The following is a 17,410-nucleotide window of genomic DNA, read 5'->3' on the forward strand; positions in this document are numbered from 1 at the left end:
CAGGGAAAGGGACGGGACCCGACACTGGCCTGGACGGCCGGCCCCGGGCGGGCGCCCGCAGGCCGCCCGGAGGCCCGTGGGACGAGGAGGCCGGCTGGAACGCCCGGTGCAGCAGGGGATCCGCGCCACCACCCCTCACCGCCTGCCGCGGGGACGCACCATGAAGCCACGCCTGCCGGTCCTGGACGCCGTCGCCTCGCCGCGGGGCCGGTCCGCCACCCCGGCCGCCAACTGCACCTTCGCCGGCGGCTGCGGCGAGGCGGCGCCCCCGCCGCGGCCGCTCCCCTCCGACGTGGCCGAGCGGGTGAAGAACCACCCCTGCTACAGCCAGGAGGCCCACCACCACTTCGCCCGCATGCACGTGGCGGTGGCCCCGGCCTGCAACCTGCAGTGCCACTACTGCAACCGGAAGTTCGACTGCGCCAACGAGAGCCGCCCCGGGGTGGTCTCGGAGCGCCTCACCCCGGACCAGGCCCTCCTGAAGATCAGGGCGGTGGCCGCCGCGGTGCCGCAGCTCTCGGTGGTCGGCATCGCCGGGCCGGGCGACCCGCTGGCCAACCCCGCCCCGACCTTCGAGGTGCTGGAGCGGGTCTCGCGCGAGCTGCCCGACCTGACCCTGTGCCTCTCCACCAACGGGCTGGCCCTGCCGGACCACGTCGAGCGGCTGGCCGCCCTGGGGGTGGGCCACGTCACCGTCACCGTCAACATGGTGGACCCGGAGGTCGGCGAGCGCATCTACCCGTGGGCCCTGTGGCGGGGCAAGCGGGTCATGGGCCGGGACGCCGCCCGGCTCCTCTCGGAGCGGCAGCTCGAGGGGATCGAGGGGCTCACCGCCCGCGGCGTGCTGGTCAAGGTCAACTCGGTGGTCATCCCCGGCGTCAACGACCTGCACCTCCCGGAGGTGGGCCGGCGGCTGCGCGGCCTGGGGGTCTTCCTGCACAACGTCATGCCGCTCATCTCGGCCCCGGAGCACGGCACCCACTACGGCCTCTCCGGGCAGCGCGGGCCGAGCGCCGCGGAGCTGGAGGCCGTGCAGCGCGCCTGCGAGACCGACGTGAAGCTGATGCGCCACTGCCGGCAGTGCCGCGCCGACGCGGTGGGGCTGCTCGGCGAGGACCGCAACCGCGAGTTCACGCTGGCCTCGCTGCCGCCCGAGCCGGCCCAGGACGCCTCGGAGGTCCGGGCGGCCCACCGGGCGGCGGTGGAGCGGCGGCGCGAGGCGCTGGACGCGGCGCGGCGCGAGGCGCTGCGGGAGGTGGCCCACCTGGACGCCGGCCTCTCGGCCCGGGTGGCGGTGGCCACCAAGGGGGAGGGGCTGGTGAACCAGCACTTCGGCCACGCCACCGAGTTCCTGGTCTTCGAGGTGGACCGCGCCGGCGCCCGCCTGCTCGGGCGGCGCGCCGTGGAGCGCACCTGCCGCGGCGGCGAGGAGGAGGAGGACGCCCTGGCCGCCTCGCTGCGCGTCCTGGCCGACTGCCAGGCGGTGCTGGTGGCCAAGGTGGGCCACTGCCCCAAGGGTCAGCTGGCCGCCGCCGGCATCGAGCCGGTGGAGGACCAGGCCCACCAGCCCATCGAGGCGGCGGCGCTGGCCTGGTTCGCCGGCTTCGCGGGCCGGGTGGCGCGCGGCGAGGTGCCGGCGCCCGCCCCGCGCCCGGCGCCCGTCCCGACCAGGGCCGGCGCCGTCGGCGTCCTCTAGGGAGGCAGCACCGTCTCCCCGTAGGAGAGGTACCGGTCCACCGCCTGGGCCGCCAGCCGCCCCTCGCGGATGGCCCAGACCACCAGCGACTGGCCGCGGGCCATGTCCCCGGCCGCGAAGACGCCCGGCACGCTGGTCATCTTCTCCTCGTCGGTCCAGACGTTGCCGCGGTCGTCGAGCTTGCAGCCCAGCTGGCCGGGCACGGTCTTCTCGGGCCCCGTGAACCCCATGGCCAGCAGCACCAGGTCGGCCGGGACGACCCGCTCCGACCCCGGCACCTCCTTGGGCCCGAAGCGGCCGTCGGCCCCCTTGGTCCACTCCACCGAGACCAGGTGCAGCTCCTTGACCCGGCCCTGCTCGTCGCCCACGAACTTCTTGGTGAGCACCTGGTAGACGCGGGGGTCGCTGCCCCAGAGCGCGGCGGCCTCCTCCTGCCCGTAGTCCATCTTGTAGACCTTGGGCCACTGCGGCCACGGGTTGTCGGCCGCCCGGGACTCGGGCGGGCGCGGCAGGATCTCGAGCTGGGTCACGCTGGTGGCGCCGTGGCGGATGGAGGTGCCCACGCAGTCGGTGCCGGTGTCGCCGCCCCCGATGACCACCACCCGCCGGCCCTTGGCCGAGAGGAACCTCCCGTCGGCCAGCGCGCTGTCGAGCAGGCTCTTGGTGTTGCGGTGCAGGAACTCCATGGCCAGGTGGATGCCCTCCAGCTGGCGCCCCTCCACCGGCAGGTCGCGCGCCGCGGTGGCCCCGCCCGCCAGCACCACGGCGTCGTAGTCCTTGGCGAGCCGCTCGGCCGGGATGTGGGTGCCGATCTCGGTGCCGGTGACGAAGCGGATGCCCTCGTCGGCCAGCAGCTTGACCCGGCGCTCCACCACGCCCTTGTCGAGCTTCATGTTGGGGATGCCGTACATGAGCAGCCCGCCGATCCGGTCGGCCCGCTCGAAGACGGTGACGGCGTGCCCCGCCTTGTTGAGCTGCGAGGCGCAGGCCAGGCCGGACGGCCCGGAGCCCACCACCGCCACGCGCTTGCCGGTGCGGATGGGCGGCGGCTCGGCCACCACCCAGCCCTCCTCGAAGGCCCGGTCGACGATGGTGGCCTCGATGGTCTTGATGGTCACCGGCAGGCCGTTGAGCCCGCAGGTGCAGCTGCCCTCGCAGGGCGCCGGGCAGACCCGCCCGGTGAACTCGGCGAAGTTGTTGGTCTTGGCCAGCCGGATGTAGGCCTCCTTCCACTGGCCGCGGTAGACGAGGTCGTTCCACTCCGGGATGAGGTTGTTGATGGGGCACCCGGAGGCCATGCCGGCGATGAGCTTGCCGGTGTGGCAGTAGGGGATGCCGCAGTCCATGCAGCGCGCCCCCTGCTCCCGGAGCACCTGCTCCAGGTAGGGCGGGTGGGCCTCGCTCCAGTCCTTGATGCGCTCCAGCGGCGGCCGGTCGAGCTTGGCGGCGCGCTGGTACTCCATGAATCCGGTCGGCTTGCCCATGTGCTAGTTCCCACCCACCCGCGCCACGTCGTGTGCGTTGGCCTCGAAGGCGGCCAGCTCGGCCTGGTCCTGCGTCAGCCCCTTGGCCCGGAACTGTCGCTGGGCCTCCAGCATGCGGCGGTAGTCGTGCGGCAGCACCTTGACCAGGCGGGCCGCCTGCTCCTTCCAGCCCTCCAGCAGGCGGCGCCCCAGGGCGCTGCCGGTCAGCTCGACGTGCCGCTCCACCAGCCCCTTCACCAGCCCGAGCTCCTCCGGCTCGACCACCGGGGTGAGCCCCACCATCTGCCCGTTGCAGCGCTGGGCGAAGCTGCCGTCGGCGTCCAGCACGTAGGCCACGCCGCCCGACATGCCGGCCGCGAAGTTGCGCCCGGTGCGGCCCAGCACCACCACCCGGCCACCGGTCATGTACTCGCAGCCGTGGTCGCCGACGCCCTCGACCACCGCGGTGGCGCCCGAGTTGCGCACCGCGAAGCGCTCGCCGGCCACGCCGCGGATGAAGGCCTCGCCGCCGGTGGCCCCGTAGAGGGCCACGTTGCCGACCAGCACGTTGTCCTCGGCCACGAAGGCCGCCTGGCGCGGCGGGAAGACCGCCAGCGTGCCGCCCGAGAGCCCCTTGCCGATGTAGTCGTTGGCGTCGCCCTCCAGCGTGAGCGTGATGCCGCGCGGCAGGAAGGCCCCGAAGGACTGGCCGGCCGAGCCCTGGAAGCGGAAGGTGATGGTGCCGGGCGGCAGGCCGTCCGGGCCGTGCCGGCGCGTCAGCTCCGAGCCGGTCATGGTGCCCACCACCCGGTTGGTGTTGCGGATGGGCAGGGTGGCGTCCACCCGCTCGCCCCGCTCCAGCGCCGGCATGGCCAGCGGCAGGAGCGTGGTGACGTCCAGGCTGCGCTCGATGCCGTGGTCCTGCGGGATGGAGCTGGTGCGGCCGTAGTGGCGCGGCACGGTGGGCTTGAAGAGGATGCGGGAGAAGTCCAGGTTGCGGGCCTTCCAGTGGTCCACCGCCCGGCGCATCTCCAGGCGCTCCGAGCGGCCCACCATCTCGTCGACGGTGCGGAAGCCCAGCTCGGCCATGTACTCGCGGACCTCCTGGGCGATGAAGCGCATGAAGTTGACCACGTGGGCCGGGTCGCCGGTGAACTTGGCGCGCAGCGCGGGGTCCTGGGTGGCCACGCCCACCGGGCAGGTGTTGAGGTGGCAGGCCCGCATCATGATGCAGCCCAGCACCACCAGCGGCCCGGTGGCGAAGCCGAACTCCTCGGCGCCCAGCAGCGCGCCGATGACCACGTCGCGGCCGGTCTTGAGCTGGCCGTCCACCTCCACGGTGATCCGGCTGCGCAGGTCGTTCATCACCAGCACCTGGTGGGCCTCGGCCAGGCCCAGCTCCCAGGGGATGCCGGCGTGCTTGATGGAGGTGAGCGGCGAGGCGCCGGTGCCGCCGTCGTAGCCCGAGATGAGCACCACGTCGGCGTGGGCCTTGGCCACCCCGGCGGCGATGGTGCCCACCCCCACCTCGGCCACCAGCTTCACCGAGACCCGCGCCTTGTGGTTGGCGTTCTTCAGGTCGTGGATGAGCTGGGCCAGGTCCTCGATGGAGTAGATGTCGTGGTGCGGCGGCGGCGAGATCAGCCCGACCCCGGGGGTGGCGTGCCGGGTCCTGGCGATCCAGGGGTAGACCTTGGAGCCGGGCAGCTGGCCGCCCTCGCCCGGCTTGGCGCCCTGGGCCATCTTGATCTGCAGCTCGCGGGCGTTGACCAGGTAGTTCGAGGTGACGCCGAAGCGGCCCGAGGCCACCTGCTTGATGGCCGAGTTCTTGGAGTCGCCGTTGGCCTCCTTGACGTAGCGGGCCGGGTCCTCGCCGCCCTCGCCGGTGTTGGACTTGCCCCCGATGCGGTTCATGGCCACGGCCAGCGCCTCGTGGGCCTCCTTGGAGATGGAGCCGTAGCTCATGGCGCCGGTCTTGAAGCGGCGCATGACCGCCTCCACCGGCTCGACCTCGTCGATGGGCACCGCCCGGGTGCCGGGCTTCAGGTCCATCAGGCCGCGGATGGTGCACAGGTTCTTCGACTGGTTGTCGATGAGCGCCGTGTAGTCCTTGAAGGCCTTGTAGTCGCCGGTGCGGGTCGCCAGCTGCAGCCGGTGCACCGTCTCGGGGTTGAAGAGGTGGTGCTCGCCGCCCTGGCGGTACTGGTACTGGCCGCCGGCCGGCAGGCTGCGGTGCACGATGGGGCGCTTGGGCGGGAAGCCGCGCTCGTGGCGCAGCCGCGCCTCCTTGGCCACCACGTCGATGCCCACCCCGCCCACCCGGGTGGCGGTCCAGGTGAAGTACTCGTCGATGAAGTCCTGGTTCAGGCCGATGGCCTCGAAGACCTGGGCGCCGTGGTAGCTCTGGATGGTCGAGATGCCCATCTTGGAGATGACCTTGACGATGCCCTTGGAGACCGCCTTGGCGTAGTTCTTCTCGGCCTCGTAGGCCGTCCCCGGGATCATCCCCAGCTTGACCTGGTCGTGGATGGTCTCGAAGACCAGGTAGGGGTTGATGGCGCTGGCGCCGTAGCCGGTCAGGAGCGCGAAGTGGTGCACCTCGCGAGGCTCGCCGGACTCCAGCACCAGGCCGCAGCGGGTGCGGGTGCCCTCGCGGATGAGGTGGTGCTGCACCGCCGACACCGCCAGCAGCGAGGGGATGGGGGCGTCCTCGGCGTCGTGGCCGCGGTCCGAGAGGATGATGATGTTGTACCCCTCGTGGATGCACTCCGAGACCTTCCAGCGCAGGTCCTCCAGCGCCTTGCGCAGGCCGGCGCCGCCGGCCGCGGCCTTGAAGAGGGTCGGCAGGGTGATGGCCTTGAGCCCCTTGGCGGCCTGGCCGCCGTCGAGGGCGCGGATCTTCTCCAGCTCCTCGTTGCGGACCACCGGCGACGGCAGGGCCAGCTGGCGGGCGCAGTCCGGCCCGGGCTCCAGCAGGTTGCCCTCCGGCCCCACGGCGGTCTCCACCGCCATGATGAGCTCCTCGCGGATGGCGTCCACCGGCGGGTTGGTCACCTGGGCGAAGAGCTGCTTGAAGTAGCTGAAGAGGAGCTGCGGCTTCTCCGAGAGCACCGCCAGCGGCGTGTCGGTGCCCATCGAGCCGATGGGCTCGGTGCCCTCGGTGGCCATGGGGGTGATGAGGATCTTGACGTCCTCGGAGGTGTAGCCGAAGACCTCCTGGCGGCGCAGCACCGTCTCGTGGTCCGGCTCGATGACCCGGGGCGGCTTGGGGAGCTGGTCCAGCCGGACCATGTACTCCTCCAGCCACTCGGCGTAGGGCTTCTCGCGGGCGATGCGCTCCTTGAGCTCCTCGTCCGGGACGATGCGCTTCTGCGAGGTGTCCACCAGGAACATGCGGCCGGGCTGCAGCCGCCCCTTCCTCACGATCTGCTCCGGCGGGATGTCGAGCACGCCCACCTCGGACGCCATCACCACCAGGTCGTCCCTGGTGACGTAGTAGCGCGAGGGGCGCAGGCCGTTGCGGTCCAGGGTGGCGCCGATGCGCACGCCGTCGGTGAAGGCGATGGAGGCCGGGCCGTCCCAGGGCTCCATCAGGCAGGAGTGGAACTCGTAGAAGGCCTTGCGCTCCTCGCTCATCGCCTCGTCGCGGCTCCACGGCTCCGGCACCATCATCATCATGGCGTGGGGCAGCTCTCGGCCGGCCAGGGTGAGCAGCTCGAGGACGTTGTCGAACATGCCCGAGTCGGAGCCGTCGGTGTCCACCACCGTGAGGATCTTCTGCAGGTCCTCGCCGAAGAGGCCGGACCGCATCATCGACTGGCGGGCGTGCATCCAGTTGATGTTGCCGCGCAGCGTGTTGATCTCGCCGTTGTGCGAGATGTAGCGGTACGGGTGGGCGCGCGACCAGGAGGGGAAGGTGTTGGTCGAGAAGCGCGAGTGGACCATGCCGAGCGCCGAGACCACCGCCTGGTCCTGCAGGTCCGGGTAGAACTCGCGCAGCTGGGGCGCGTTGAGCATCCCCTTGTAGACCACCGTCTTGTGGCTGAGGCTGGGGACGTAGAAGTGGGTGCGGCCCGGGATGGCCGAGCGCGACACCTTCTTCTCCACCAGGCGGCGGATGACGTAGAGCTTGCGCTCGAAGGCGGCCAGGCCGGGGACGCCCTCGCCGCGCCCCACGAAGACCTGGCGGATGACCGGCTGCGAGGCGCGCGCCGACGGGCCCAGCCCGGCGTTGTCGGTCGGCACGTCGCGCCAGCCCAGCACGAACTGCCCCTCGGCGCGGATGGTCTCGTCGAAGATGCGCTCGCAGGCGGCCCGGCCCTCGGCCGAGGGCGGCAAGAAGACCATGCCCACGCCGTACTGGCCGGCGCCCGGCAGGGCGAAGCCCAGCTTGCCGCAGCGCTCGCGCAGGAAGCCGTGCGGCACCTGCAGCAGGATGCCGGCGCCGTCGCCGGTGTTCTTCTCGGCCCCCACCGCGCCGCGGTGCTCCAGGTTCATGAGCACGGTGAGCGCCTTCTCCACGATGTCGTGGGAGGCGCGGCCCTGGATGTCCACCACGAAGCCGAAGCCGCAGGCGTCCTTCTCGTTGTGCGGATCGTAGAGGCCCTGCTTCGACGGGTACCCGGTCTCGGTCATCGCTTCCAAGCCCTCTCGAGGAAATGCGCCCGGCACGCCCAGCGCCGTCCGCCGGTTCGCTCGCGTGACTGGCATGTCGGGGGAAAGCTCACGGCAGGTGGTAGGAACGTGGACCGCGGAGTGTGACCGATCCGGCGAAAGTGCGTCAAGGGGTCCTGGCACCAGCATTTTTTCATCTCCGGCGCCTGCCCGGACGGCGGGCAGGTGCCGCGGGTTCGGTCAGGGGCGGCGCGCCCGCAACCGCCGCGTCCGGCCCGGGTTGGAGGGGGCGTGGTCGACGACGACCGCCCTCACCACCACCCGGAGCCTCCCATGACCATCCGCCCTTCCCTGCTCACGGCCGCCGCGCTCGCGCTGGTCCTGTCCGCCTGCGGCCAGCGCGCCGACGACTTCGCCGACGCCACGCCCGACCTGGACGGCCTCTCCCTCGAGCTGGCCGGCGGCGAGGCCGAGGGGCTGGCCGCCGCGCCGGCCCCCACCGCCCGCACCGCCGCCCTGGCCGAGGCCGCCGCCCCCGCCGCGGCCGACGAGCTCGGCGACGCCCGCCAGGCGCTCCAGGCGCTCAACGCCGAGGTGCGCCGGGTGCTCGAGCAGGTGGCCGAGGTGGCCCGCCTCGACCCGGTCCAGGTCCCCGGCGACGTGAAGGTCTACGGGCCGGCCGTCCGCTGCGTGCAGCGCGACCTGGCCGGCGCCTGCACCGCCGAGGCCAGCCTGCGCCTCACCATCCGCCGCCACGTGGCCGACACCTGGTCCTGGACCCTGCAGGCGCGGCCCACCGCCTCCACCCTGCCCGAGGACTTCCAGCCCGTGCTGGCCGGCTGGCTGCACCGCAACGGCGACGCCCACCGCGGGCGCGGGCGCGCCGCCTTCAACCTCACCAACCTGCGGACCGCCGCGCCCGGCTACACCGGGCAGGGCTGGCTGCTGGCCGGGTTCGGGCACCTCGGGCAGGCCAAGTCGGTGGCCTACCGGCTGGTGGGCTTCACCCCGGACGCCTCGACGCAGCCGCCCGTCACCGCCGGCTTCGTCGGCCACCGCTCCGCCGCCGGCCTGACCCGCGTCCGCGTGGCGACCTTCGCCGACGCGCTGGCCGGCGACAACGCCGCCTTCCCGCGCGAGGTGGTGCTGGCGCATCTCGGCTGGCAGGCCGGCCTGGGCGGCCGCGGCTACCTGGTGGTGGCCAACTGGACCGACGCCGCCGGCAACGTGCACGGCGACCTGCCGGCCACCCCGGGCGGCGCGGCCCAGTACTGGCTGGGGCGCGGCTGCTGGGGCCCCGGCGGCGCGCTGCGGGTGAAGGAGTGGCGCCTGTGCACCCGCGGCCTGGGCGCGGCGGCCTGCCTGGCCACCGACCCGGCCGTGGTCGAGCCGGCCGGCGCCACCTGGGCCGGCAGCTGCACCGGCTTCACGGGCGAGGAGCCGCCGCCGGCCTCGGTCGGTCCGGGCGCCGAGCAGGGCACCCAGGGCGAGCCGGCCGGCCCCGGCGGCGAGCCGCCCGCGTGCGAGGCGCCGCCCGTCGACCCCTCCGACACGGACCCTCCCGCCGGCGCCTGAGCGGGCCGAGCATACCCACGGTGAACACCGGGCCGGTCGCCTCCAGGGGCGACCGGCCCGAACGTCTCGGGCCCGGAGAATGCGCCCGCCACGGTCGCCGTTCCTCTTCCGGTGCCGCGCGGGTTGTGCCATGTTCGGCGGCCTTCGGCGACGGGAGTCCGGGAGATGTAGGCGGGTGCAGCGTTTGCGCTGCGCCATACGGGGCAGCCGCTTCCTGCGCCGCGGCGTGGCGGAGCAGGGTCGGTCCAGGCAGTGAAATCAACGGTTTCCACCGGGAGCAGCGGGGCATATCCCTTGCTCGTGGGGCCGGCACGGAGGTGAACGTGAGCAACGTCGACTCATCCACCGGCGAGGCGCGGGCGGCCGGCACGGCCGCCGAGCGCGAGGCCCAGCTGACGGCCCTGCTGGTGGTCGGCGCCATGGTCCTGGGCGCCGTGCTGCAGATCTGGGTGCCGCCCGGACCGCTCACGCTGGTGGCCGCCACCGGCATCGCCAGCCTGGTGGTGCTGGGGCTCTCCTTCGTGGTGCCGGGCCGCCTCCGCTCCACCCTGGCCGGCTTCCGCTTCACCTCCACCTTGCTCATCGCCCTGGCCATCTTCGCGGTCATCGGCACGCTGGTGCTGCAGGGCAAGCCGCACGAGCTCTACCGGCAGCGCTACGGCGCCTTCGGGCCCATCATCATCCTGCTGCGCTTCGACGACATCTTCCACGGCCTGCCCTTCGCCGGGCTGACCGCCCTCTTCGGCGCGGCCATCCTGTCCTCGGCGTCGCTGCGGCTGCCGCTCTCCTGGAAGCGGGCCGGCTTCTTCATCGCCCACGTCGGCCTGCTGCTGTCGGGCGCCGGCGCGGCGGCCTCCTCGGTCCTCTCGGTGCGCGGCCGCATCGACCTGATGGCCGGCGGCGACGTGGCCACCTCGGTGCGCGTCACCCGGGGCGGCGTCCCCTCCGGCGAGGTGGCGCCGCTGGGCTTCGAGCTCAAGCTCGACCAGTTCGACCTGGTCAACTACGAGACCGAGTACCGCATCGGCTACTACGAGAAGGTGCGGGTGGTGCGGGACGGCGTGGCGCTGGAGGACTTCAAGCTCAAGACCAGCTTCGACCCGGACCTCGGGAAGCACCGCCTGCCGCGCGGCGACTCCTATCGGCTCAAGGCGGTCTACCCCGACTTCGCCACCACCGCCACGGTGGCCCCCGTGGCCACCGGCGGCGTCCCGGCGCTGCAGGCCACCCTGGGCGGCCAGACGCGCTGGCTCCTGGCGGGCGAGTCGCTGGCCTCGCCCGACGGCCAGGTGGCGGTGGTGTTCGGCTGGGAGCGGCCCGCGCCGCCGCCCGGCGCGCTCACCGCCTTCCTGGTGTCGGGCGCCGAGCGCAAGGTCTGGATGTACACCGCCGACGGCGAGCTCAGCCTGCCGCTCTCCGAGGGGCAGGAGCTGGCCGGCGGGGTGGTGCGGCTCGGGCAGCTCCTGCCGAGCGCCGCCCGGAGCGAGGCCTTCTCCACCCGCTCGGCCGAGTGGAAGAACCCGGTGGCGGTGCTCGAGACCAACGTGGGCGGCCACCTCCAGGAGCACCTGGTGCGGGCGCTGCAGCCGCGCGGGGTCTTCCTGGGCGGCCAGGACGCGGCGCTGGTCTTCGAGAAGCGGGACAAGGAGGTCAAGGCCTTCCTCTCCCACGTCACCGCCACCCAGGGCACCACCATGGAGCGGGCCGTCATCTCGGTGAACGACCCGTACACCTTCGGCGGGTGGACGCTCTACCAGGTCAACTTCAACCCCGACGAGCCCAACTACTCCGGGCTCGAGGCGGTCTACGATCCGGGCGTGTCCTGGGTGTTCCTGGGCTTCACGCTCATCTGCGTCGGCGTGGCCTACCTGTTCTACGTCGAGCCCAAGCTCCGCGGCGGCGGCATCGTCAGGCCGGGCGCCCCCGGCGCCGGCGCGGCATCCTAGCGAGGAGGACCCACCACATGCTCCAGTACGTCCTGGTCGAGCACCCCTTCTTCGCCTTCACCAGCCTGCTCTACGCCGCCGCCATGGCGGCCTACGCGGCGGCCTGGAAGTCGGCCCGCGCCCGCGTCGGGCAGGCCGGCACGGCGCTCATGATCGCCGCCCTGGCCCTCAACGCCGCCCTCATCCTGGGGCGCTACCTGGAGGCGGGCCGGGCGCCGTTCAAGTCGCTCTTCGAGTCGCTGGTCTTCTTCGCCTTCACCTGCGGCGTGGTCTACGTGGTGATGGAGCGGCTCTACCGCACCAAGGTCTTCGGGGCCATCGCGGCGCTGATGAGCCTGGGCTGCATGGTCTACGCCCTGGCCAAGTGGGACGCCGAGATCGTCAAGCTGCCCCCGGCGCTCCAGTCCGCCTGGTTCGTGCCGCACGTGGTGGTTTACTTCATCGGCTACGGCGCGGTGGCCTTCGCCACCGGCGTGGCCATCATCCAGCTGCTGGCCTCGCGCGTCCCCTTCGTGGAGCGCATGGTCTCCATGAAGGCCGGCTCGGTCCTCTCCGGGGCGCCGCTCGACCTCGACAAGATCACCTACGACGCGGTCCGCTTCGGCTTCATCCTGCTCACCCTGGGCCTGCTGGTGGGCTCGGTGTGGGCCAAGAGCGCCTGGGGCGACTTCTGGGTGTGGGACCCGAAGGAGAACTGGTCGCTGGTGACCTGGCTGGTCTACGGGGCCTACCTGCACCTGCGCAAGGTGCGCGGCTGGCGCGGCGACAAGGCGGCCTGGCTGGCCATCATCGGGTTCGCGGTGGTCATGTTCACCTACCTGGGCATGGGGCTCCTGCCCACGGCCGAGGAGAGCGCGCACGTGTACACGCAGTAGGCCGGACCCGGTTCTCGGCGCTGGTCGCGGCGGCCGTCCTCCTCCCGGGGGGCGGCCGCTGGCGTTTCGGGGGGTCGGGGTCGGATGGTCTGCCCTCCCTCTCCCCCACACCGTGGGGAGAGGGCCGGGGTGAGGGGGCCGCCCGGGGTCGGGGTCGGGGTCGGGGTCGGGGTCGGGGTCGGGGTCGGGGTCGGGGTCGGGGTCGCGGTCGGGGTCGGGGTCGCGGTCGCGGTCGCGGTCGCGGTCGGGGTCGCGGTCGGGGTCGCGGTCGCGGTCGGGGTCGGGGTCGGGGTCGGGGTCGGGGTCGGGGTCGGGGTCGGGGTCGGGGTCGGGGTCGGGGTCGGGGTCGCGGTCGGGGTCGGGGTCGGGGTCGGGGTCGGGGTCGGGGTCGGGGTCGGGGTCGGGGTCGGGGTCGGGGTCGGGGTCGGGGTCGGGGTCGGGGTCGCGGTCGGGGTCGCGGTCGGGGTCGGGGTCGGGGTCGAGCTGGTTGCTCACCCTCTCCCCCAGCTTGCTGGGGGAGAGGGCCGGGGTGAGGGGGCCGCCTCGGGTCCGGGCGCCCACTCGTCGCTGCTGCTCGCACTGGCACGCTCGCGCCGGGCTGCGCCCGTCACTGCGCGTGCGGCGAACTCCTGGGGCGCGCCGGGTGGGCTCGGGCTCATGGGTGCCGTCGTTCATGTCGCGCTCCTGCTCGGGGTGAAAGGAGCGCGACATGAACGACCACCACTCGCTCTTCGCTGATCACACGGCAACGGTTCCCAGGGGGTTCACCTCTTCTCCGGCCTCGGGTCCCGCGGGTTCCTCCTCCACTGCCTCGGTTCCCAGGAGTTCCTCCTCTCCATCCTCGGTTCCCAGGAGTTCCTCCTCTCCATCCTCGGGTCCCGGGGGTCCCTCCTCCTCTCCGCTCGGCGCGGGCGAGGTCTCCCTCCCCCACCACCGACTCATCGCCTACGGCGTGGCGCTGGAGCTGCTTGCGGCGGTCCGTGCGGCCCAGGTGCGCGACCCCAAGCTGCGCGACGAGGCGCTGCGCTCGGCCAAGTCGGCGTGCCTCAACTCGGCCGAGGGCGCAGGCCGGGTCTCGCGCCCGGACAAGGCCCGCTCCTTCGCCATCGCTCGCGCCGAGGCTGGCGAGGCCGCGGCGGCGGTTGAGATCGCGGCCTCCTGCGGGGACGCCTCCCCGGCCGCGGCGGCCCGGGTGAACCAGGTGGCCCACCGGCTGGTTGCCCTGCTCACCGGGCTCATCCGGTAGCCCGTCGGTGGCGGACGGCGGGAGCCGAGGGCAGCCGCCTCGGGTCCCCCGGCCTCCTCTCACCGCAGCAGCCCGCGCAGCAGCGCCCGCGCCCGGGCGGCCAGGGCGATGCCCTGCCGGGCCACCTCCTCGTCGAGCGCCCCGATGGCCGCCGCCAGGTCCAGCGCCCCGGCCACCTCGTGCACCGAGCCGTCCGCCTGCCGGAAGGAGCGCCGGCGCACCCCCGGCCGGTCGTCGGGCAGCCCCTCGCACAGGTTCAGGAACGCCGACTTGGCCGCCCGCGTCGCCTGGTCGCGCAGCTCCGCGTCCGCGATGCCCGCCGTGCAGACCACCCGCGCCAGCTCCCGCGCCACCCGGTACGCGTCGAGCCGCTGGAAGGGGATGACTGGAGCTGAACCTGGAGCAGCTGGAGCAGCCACCGGAGCAGCGAGATCAGCCACCGGAGCAGCGAGATCAGCCTCGGGAGCGTGAGAGAGCGTCTGGAGCGGAGCGTCGAAGTGTGTGTGCATTGCAGCCTCCTCACCCGCAGGGGGAGGCTGCAATGCAGGCGCGTCCCGCTCCAGCCGCTCGACCACCGTCGAGGTCGTCGCGGTGCCCCTCACCCCGGCCCTCTCCCCAGAGGGGAGAGGGAGAGCGCAACTTCGAGGTCGGGGTCGGGGTCGGGGTCGGGGTCGAGGTCGAGGTCGAGGTCGGGGTCGAGGTCGGGGTCGAGGTCGAGGTCGGGGTCGGGGTCGGGGTCGGGGTCGAGGTCGAGGTCGAGGTCGAGGTCGTCGCGCTGCCCCCTCACCCGGCCCTCTCCCCGGAGGGGAGAGGGAGTGCGCAACCTCGAGGTCGAGGTCGGTGCCGCACCCGCGGCCCCCCTCCCTCACCCGAACGCAACCTCTGGGGGCGGGCGGCGGCGGCCCGTCTGGCCCGCCTTGTACTCCTTCAGGCGGTACTGGATCTTGCGGACCGACACGCCGAGGATCTCGGCGGCCCGGGCGGTCGAGCCGCCCACCTGCTCCAGCGTCCGCAGGATGGCCTCCCGCTCGATCTCGAACAGGGTGGCCCCCGGGATGAGCCCGCTGCCGCCCAGCTCCTCGGCCTGCACACCGTGCAGCACCCCCGGCAGGTCGGCCACGCCCAGCTCGGCGCCGCTGCAGCGCCGCGCCGCCTCGCGCACCACCATCTCCAGCTCCCGCAGGTTTCCCGGCCAGCCGTAGGCGAAGAGCGCCGAGAGGACCCCTGGCGTGACGCCGCGGATGGCCCGGGCGGCGGGGTGCCCGCGGTGGTCCAGGAAGTGCGAGACCAGCGCCGGGATGTCGGCCTTGCGCTCGCGCAGCGGGGGCAGGGCCACCGCCACCACGTTGAGGCGGTAGTAGAGGTCGTCGCGGAAGTGGCCGGCGTGGACCGCCTCGGCGAGGTCGTGCCGCGACCCGGCCACCACCCGCACGTCCACCGGGATGGCCTGGCGCCCGCCCAGCCGCTCCAGGATCCCCTCCTGCAGCACCCGGAGCAGCTTGACCTGCACCGCCCCCGGCAGCCGCTCCACCTCGTCGAGGTAGAGCGTCCCGCCGTTGGCCCGCTCGAAGGCGCCGACGTGGCGGTGGTCGGCCTCGTCGAAGGCCCCCTGCTCGTGGCCGAAGAGGACGCTGTCGAGGAGCGTCTCGCCCAGGGCGGCGCAGCTCACCCGGAGGAAGGGCCGCTCTCGCCGCGGCGAGAGCTCGTGCAGCACCTGGGCCAGGTGCTCCTTGCCGCTGCCCACCTCGCCGTGGATCAGCACCGGGGCCTTGGTGGGGGCGACGCGCCGCACCACCTCGTGCACCGAGATGAGCTCCGGCGAGGAGCCCACCAGGGTCAGGCGCCCGCGGATCCGCTCCCGCAGGCGCCCGCCCTCGAGCCGGAGGCGCCGGGTGTCGGCGGCCTTCTGCAGCACCACGGCGGCGTGGGCGGGCTCGAGGGGCCGCACCAGGAAGGCGTCGGCGCCGGCCCGCAGCGCCGCCACCGCCGCGTCGAGCCGCTCCGGCGTGGTCACCACCACCACCGCCGCGTCGCAGCCGAGCGCGTGCAGGCGGGTGGCGAGCAGTGGGCCCTCGCAGTCCGGCAGCGCGGTGTCGGCCAGGATCACCGCGGGCAGCACGCTCGGCACCAAGGCCATGGCCCCGTCGCAGGAGCTGGCCTCCACGGCGTCGAAGCCCAGGTCGCCGAGCGCCACGCGCAGCGCGGCCCCAGCCGACGGGTCGGTCTCGATCACCAGGATTCGTTCGCGGTTCATGCCCCGGGACGGGTCTTAGCAAGGGCCATACCCGCGCGATCCCGCGCGAATCGGCTCGCCCCCCATGCACGGTTTGCGCGCCGCGCCACCCCGGCGCAGCCGTTTCCCGGGCGGGCCCCACCCCTGTCCAGGGGTTGGCCGCCCTGCCACAGGGCGTCTCAGTGAGCCCTGGCGGGTCCCTCGTTCAGGATGGCGTCGCGGATCTGCGCCGGCGACGTCTCGGAGTCCGGCGGGTTGGCCAGCGGGAAGCGGGTCGAGTTGTCGAGCAGGGTCAGGCCCACCAGCAGGGCCACGAACACCAGCGAGGTCACCAGCACCAGCCGGTTGGGGCCGCGCTGGTCGTACAGGTGCATGAAGAAGAGGGCCACCAGCGCCCCCTTCACCGAGGCGATGCCGAGGGCCACCGCCACCCCGGCCCCACCCGGGATGTGGAAGCTGGAGAGACCCCAGGTGACGCCGGTCAGGATCATGAGCCCCGTCCAGACCAGCAGGTAGCGCCGCACGTGGGAGTGGGCGGACTGGCCGGGCGCGGCGTGGTGCGCGGACATCGAGGGCTCCAGGCGTCAGATGAGGTAGATGAGCGGGAACACGAAGATCCAGATCAGGTCGACGAGGTGCCAGTACAGGCCGGCCAGCTCCACCGGCGTGTGGTACTCGGCCGAGTAGGCGCCCCGCCAGGACTTGGCCCCGATGACCCCCAGCACGGTCATGCCGATGACCACGTGCACGGCGTGCAGGCCGGTGATGAGGAAGTAGAGGGCGAAGAACATCGCGCCGCCGGAGCCCTGGACGTGGCCGGTGTAGAAGCGGCCCGGCAGCTCGCCGTGCAGGAAGTGGTGCCGGTACTCCAGGGCCTTCAGGGCCATGAAGACCAGGCCCATGGCGATGGAGAGCGCGAACAGGGCGGCGGTCTTGCGGCCCTTGCCCTGGGCCGCGGCGTCCAGGCCCAGCGCCACCGTGAGCGAGCTGGTCACCAGCACGAAGGTGTTGACGCCGCCCATCCAGGTCTCGAGCCCGCGCGAGGCCTCGGCGAAGGCGCCGGCGTACAGGTAGCGGTAGACCCCGTAGGCGGCGAAGAGCGCCGTGAAGAGCAGGATCTCGGTGGCCAGGAAGAGCCACATGCCGAGCCGCTCGGCCTGCGACTGCTTGTCCAGGCTCTCGAAGTGGTGCGCCAGCGCGGCGTGGCTAGCCATGGCTGGCCTCCGGCGCGGCCGCGGGCGCCCCGCCCGGCAGGTCGTGGTACTCGTGCGGCCCGCGCTCGAAGGCCGGCAGCACGTCGAAGTTCTCCAGCGGCGGGGGCGAGGGGGTCTGCCACTCGTAGCCGCGCGAGCCCCAGGGATCGGCCCCGGCCACCGCGCCGTGCCTGAGGGCCACCAGGATGTAGACCAGCACGATGGTGAAGCCGATGGCCAGCACCGAGGCCCCGGCGGTGGAGGCCACGTTGAGCGCCCAGTAGCGCTCCGGATAGTTGAAGTAGCGGCGCGGCATCCCCTCGTTGCCGAGGAGGAACTGCGGCAGGAAGGTGAAGACGAAGCCGAGGATGACGAAGACCGCCGCCACCAGCCCCCAGCGCTCGTTGTACATGCGGCCGGTGAGCTTCGGCCACCAGTAGTGGAGGGCCGCCAGGAACGCCATCATGGTGGAGCCCACCATGATGAAGTGGAAGTGGGCCACCACGAAGTAGGTGTCCTGCCAGTGGATGTCGAGCGAGACGGTGCCCAGCGCCACCCCGGTCATGCCG

The 17,410-nt window shown here is 73.2% G+C and carries 13 protein-coding genes; 5 read left to right on the forward strand and 8 right to left on the reverse strand.

Annotation, left to right across the window (positions count from 1 at the left end; translation table 11 throughout):
- The first annotated feature begins 160 nt into the window (after positions 1–160).
- Positions 161–1,696: a nitrogenase cofactor biosynthesis protein NifB gene (gene nifB, locus IPO09_12415; protein MBK9518134.1), complete on the forward strand. Its 1,536-nt coding sequence runs from the start codon at positions 161–163 to the stop codon at positions 1,694–1,696.
- Here nifB and IPO09_12420 read toward each other — a convergent pair.
- Positions 1,693–3,180 carry a glutamate synthase subunit beta gene (locus IPO09_12420; protein ID MBK9518135.1) on the reverse strand — a complete coding sequence of 496 codons (1,488 nt, stop codon included), beginning with the start codon at positions 3,178–3,180 and terminating at the stop codon, positions 1,693–1,695. The genes nifB and IPO09_12420 overlap by 4 nt on opposite strands.
- Positions 3,181–3,183: 3 nt before the next feature.
- Positions 3,184–7,794 carry a glutamate synthase large subunit gene (gene gltB, locus IPO09_12425; protein MBK9518136.1) on the reverse strand — a complete coding sequence of 1,537 codons (4,611 nt, stop codon included), beginning with the start codon at positions 7,792–7,794 and terminating at the stop codon, positions 3,184–3,186.
- Positions 7,795–8,106: 312 nt separating this feature from the next.
- Here gltB and IPO09_12430 point away from each other — a divergent pair, with 312 nt between their 5' ends.
- The 4 genes from IPO09_12430 (at position 8,107) to IPO09_12445 (ending at position 13,415) form a co-directional block, all read left to right on the forward strand.
- On the forward strand, positions 8,107–9,348 hold the full coding sequence (locus IPO09_12430; protein ID MBK9518137.1) for a hypothetical protein: 1,242 nt from the start codon (positions 8,107–8,109) through the stop codon (positions 9,346–9,348).
- Positions 9,349–9,767: 419 nt separating this feature from the next.
- A complete protein-coding gene (locus IPO09_12435) occupies positions 9,768–11,294 on the forward strand; it encodes a cytochrome c biogenesis protein ResB (GenBank protein ID MBK9518138.1) in 1,527 nt (508 codons plus the stop codon).
- Positions 11,295–11,311: 17 nt separating this feature from the next.
- Positions 11,312–12,169 carry a c-type cytochrome biogenesis protein CcsB gene (gene ccsB / locus IPO09_12440; GenBank protein ID MBK9518139.1) on the forward strand — a complete coding sequence of 286 codons (858 nt, stop codon included), beginning with the start codon at positions 11,312–11,314 and terminating at the stop codon, positions 12,167–12,169.
- A gap of 709 nt (positions 12,170–12,878) precedes the next feature.
- The gene (locus tag IPO09_12445; protein ID MBK9518140.1) at positions 12,879–13,415 is read left to right on the forward strand and encodes a four helix bundle protein; all 537 of its coding nucleotides are present in this window, start codon (positions 12,879–12,881) and stop codon (positions 13,413–13,415) included.
- A 59-nt stretch (positions 13,416–13,474) separates the two neighbouring features.
- On the opposite strand, the gene IPO09_12450 is transcribed toward IPO09_12445, so the two are convergent.
- The 6 genes from IPO09_12450 to IPO09_12475 form a co-directional block, all read right to left on the reverse strand.
- Entirely contained in the window at positions 13,475–13,924 is a 450-nt protein-coding gene (locus tag IPO09_12450; GenBank protein MBK9518141.1) for a four helix bundle protein, read from the reverse strand.
- Between the two features lie 89 nt (positions 13,925–14,013).
- On the reverse strand, positions 14,014–14,202 hold the full coding sequence (locus IPO09_12455; GenBank protein ID MBK9518142.1) for a hypothetical protein: 189 nt from the start codon (positions 14,200–14,202) through the stop codon (positions 14,014–14,016).
- A 78-nt stretch (positions 14,203–14,280) separates the two neighbouring features.
- Complete coding sequence (locus IPO09_12460; protein MBK9518143.1) at positions 14,281–15,669, reverse strand: sigma-54-dependent Fis family transcriptional regulator; 1,389 nt, start codon at positions 15,667–15,669, stop codon at positions 14,281–14,283.
- A gap of 158 nt (positions 15,670–15,827) precedes the next feature.
- Entirely contained in the window at positions 15,828–16,217 is a 390-nt protein-coding gene (locus IPO09_12465; GenBank protein ID MBK9518144.1) for a cytochrome C oxidase subunit IV family protein, read from the reverse strand.
- Positions 16,218–16,232: 15 nt separating this feature from the next.
- Positions 16,233–16,862, reverse strand: a complete 630-nt coding sequence (locus IPO09_12470) for a cytochrome c oxidase subunit 3 family protein (protein MBK9518145.1) — start codon at positions 16,860–16,862, stop codon at positions 16,233–16,235.
- Positions 16,855–17,410, reverse strand: a 556-nt coding sequence (locus IPO09_12475) for a cbb3-type cytochrome c oxidase subunit I (protein MBK9518146.1), incomplete at its 5' end; no start/stop codon positions are given. The genes IPO09_12475 and IPO09_12470, both read right to left, overlap by 8 nt.

This window comes from Anaeromyxobacter sp. (assembly GCA_016718565.1).
GTDB lineage: Bacteria > Myxococcota > Myxococcia > Myxococcales > Anaeromyxobacteraceae > JADKCZ01.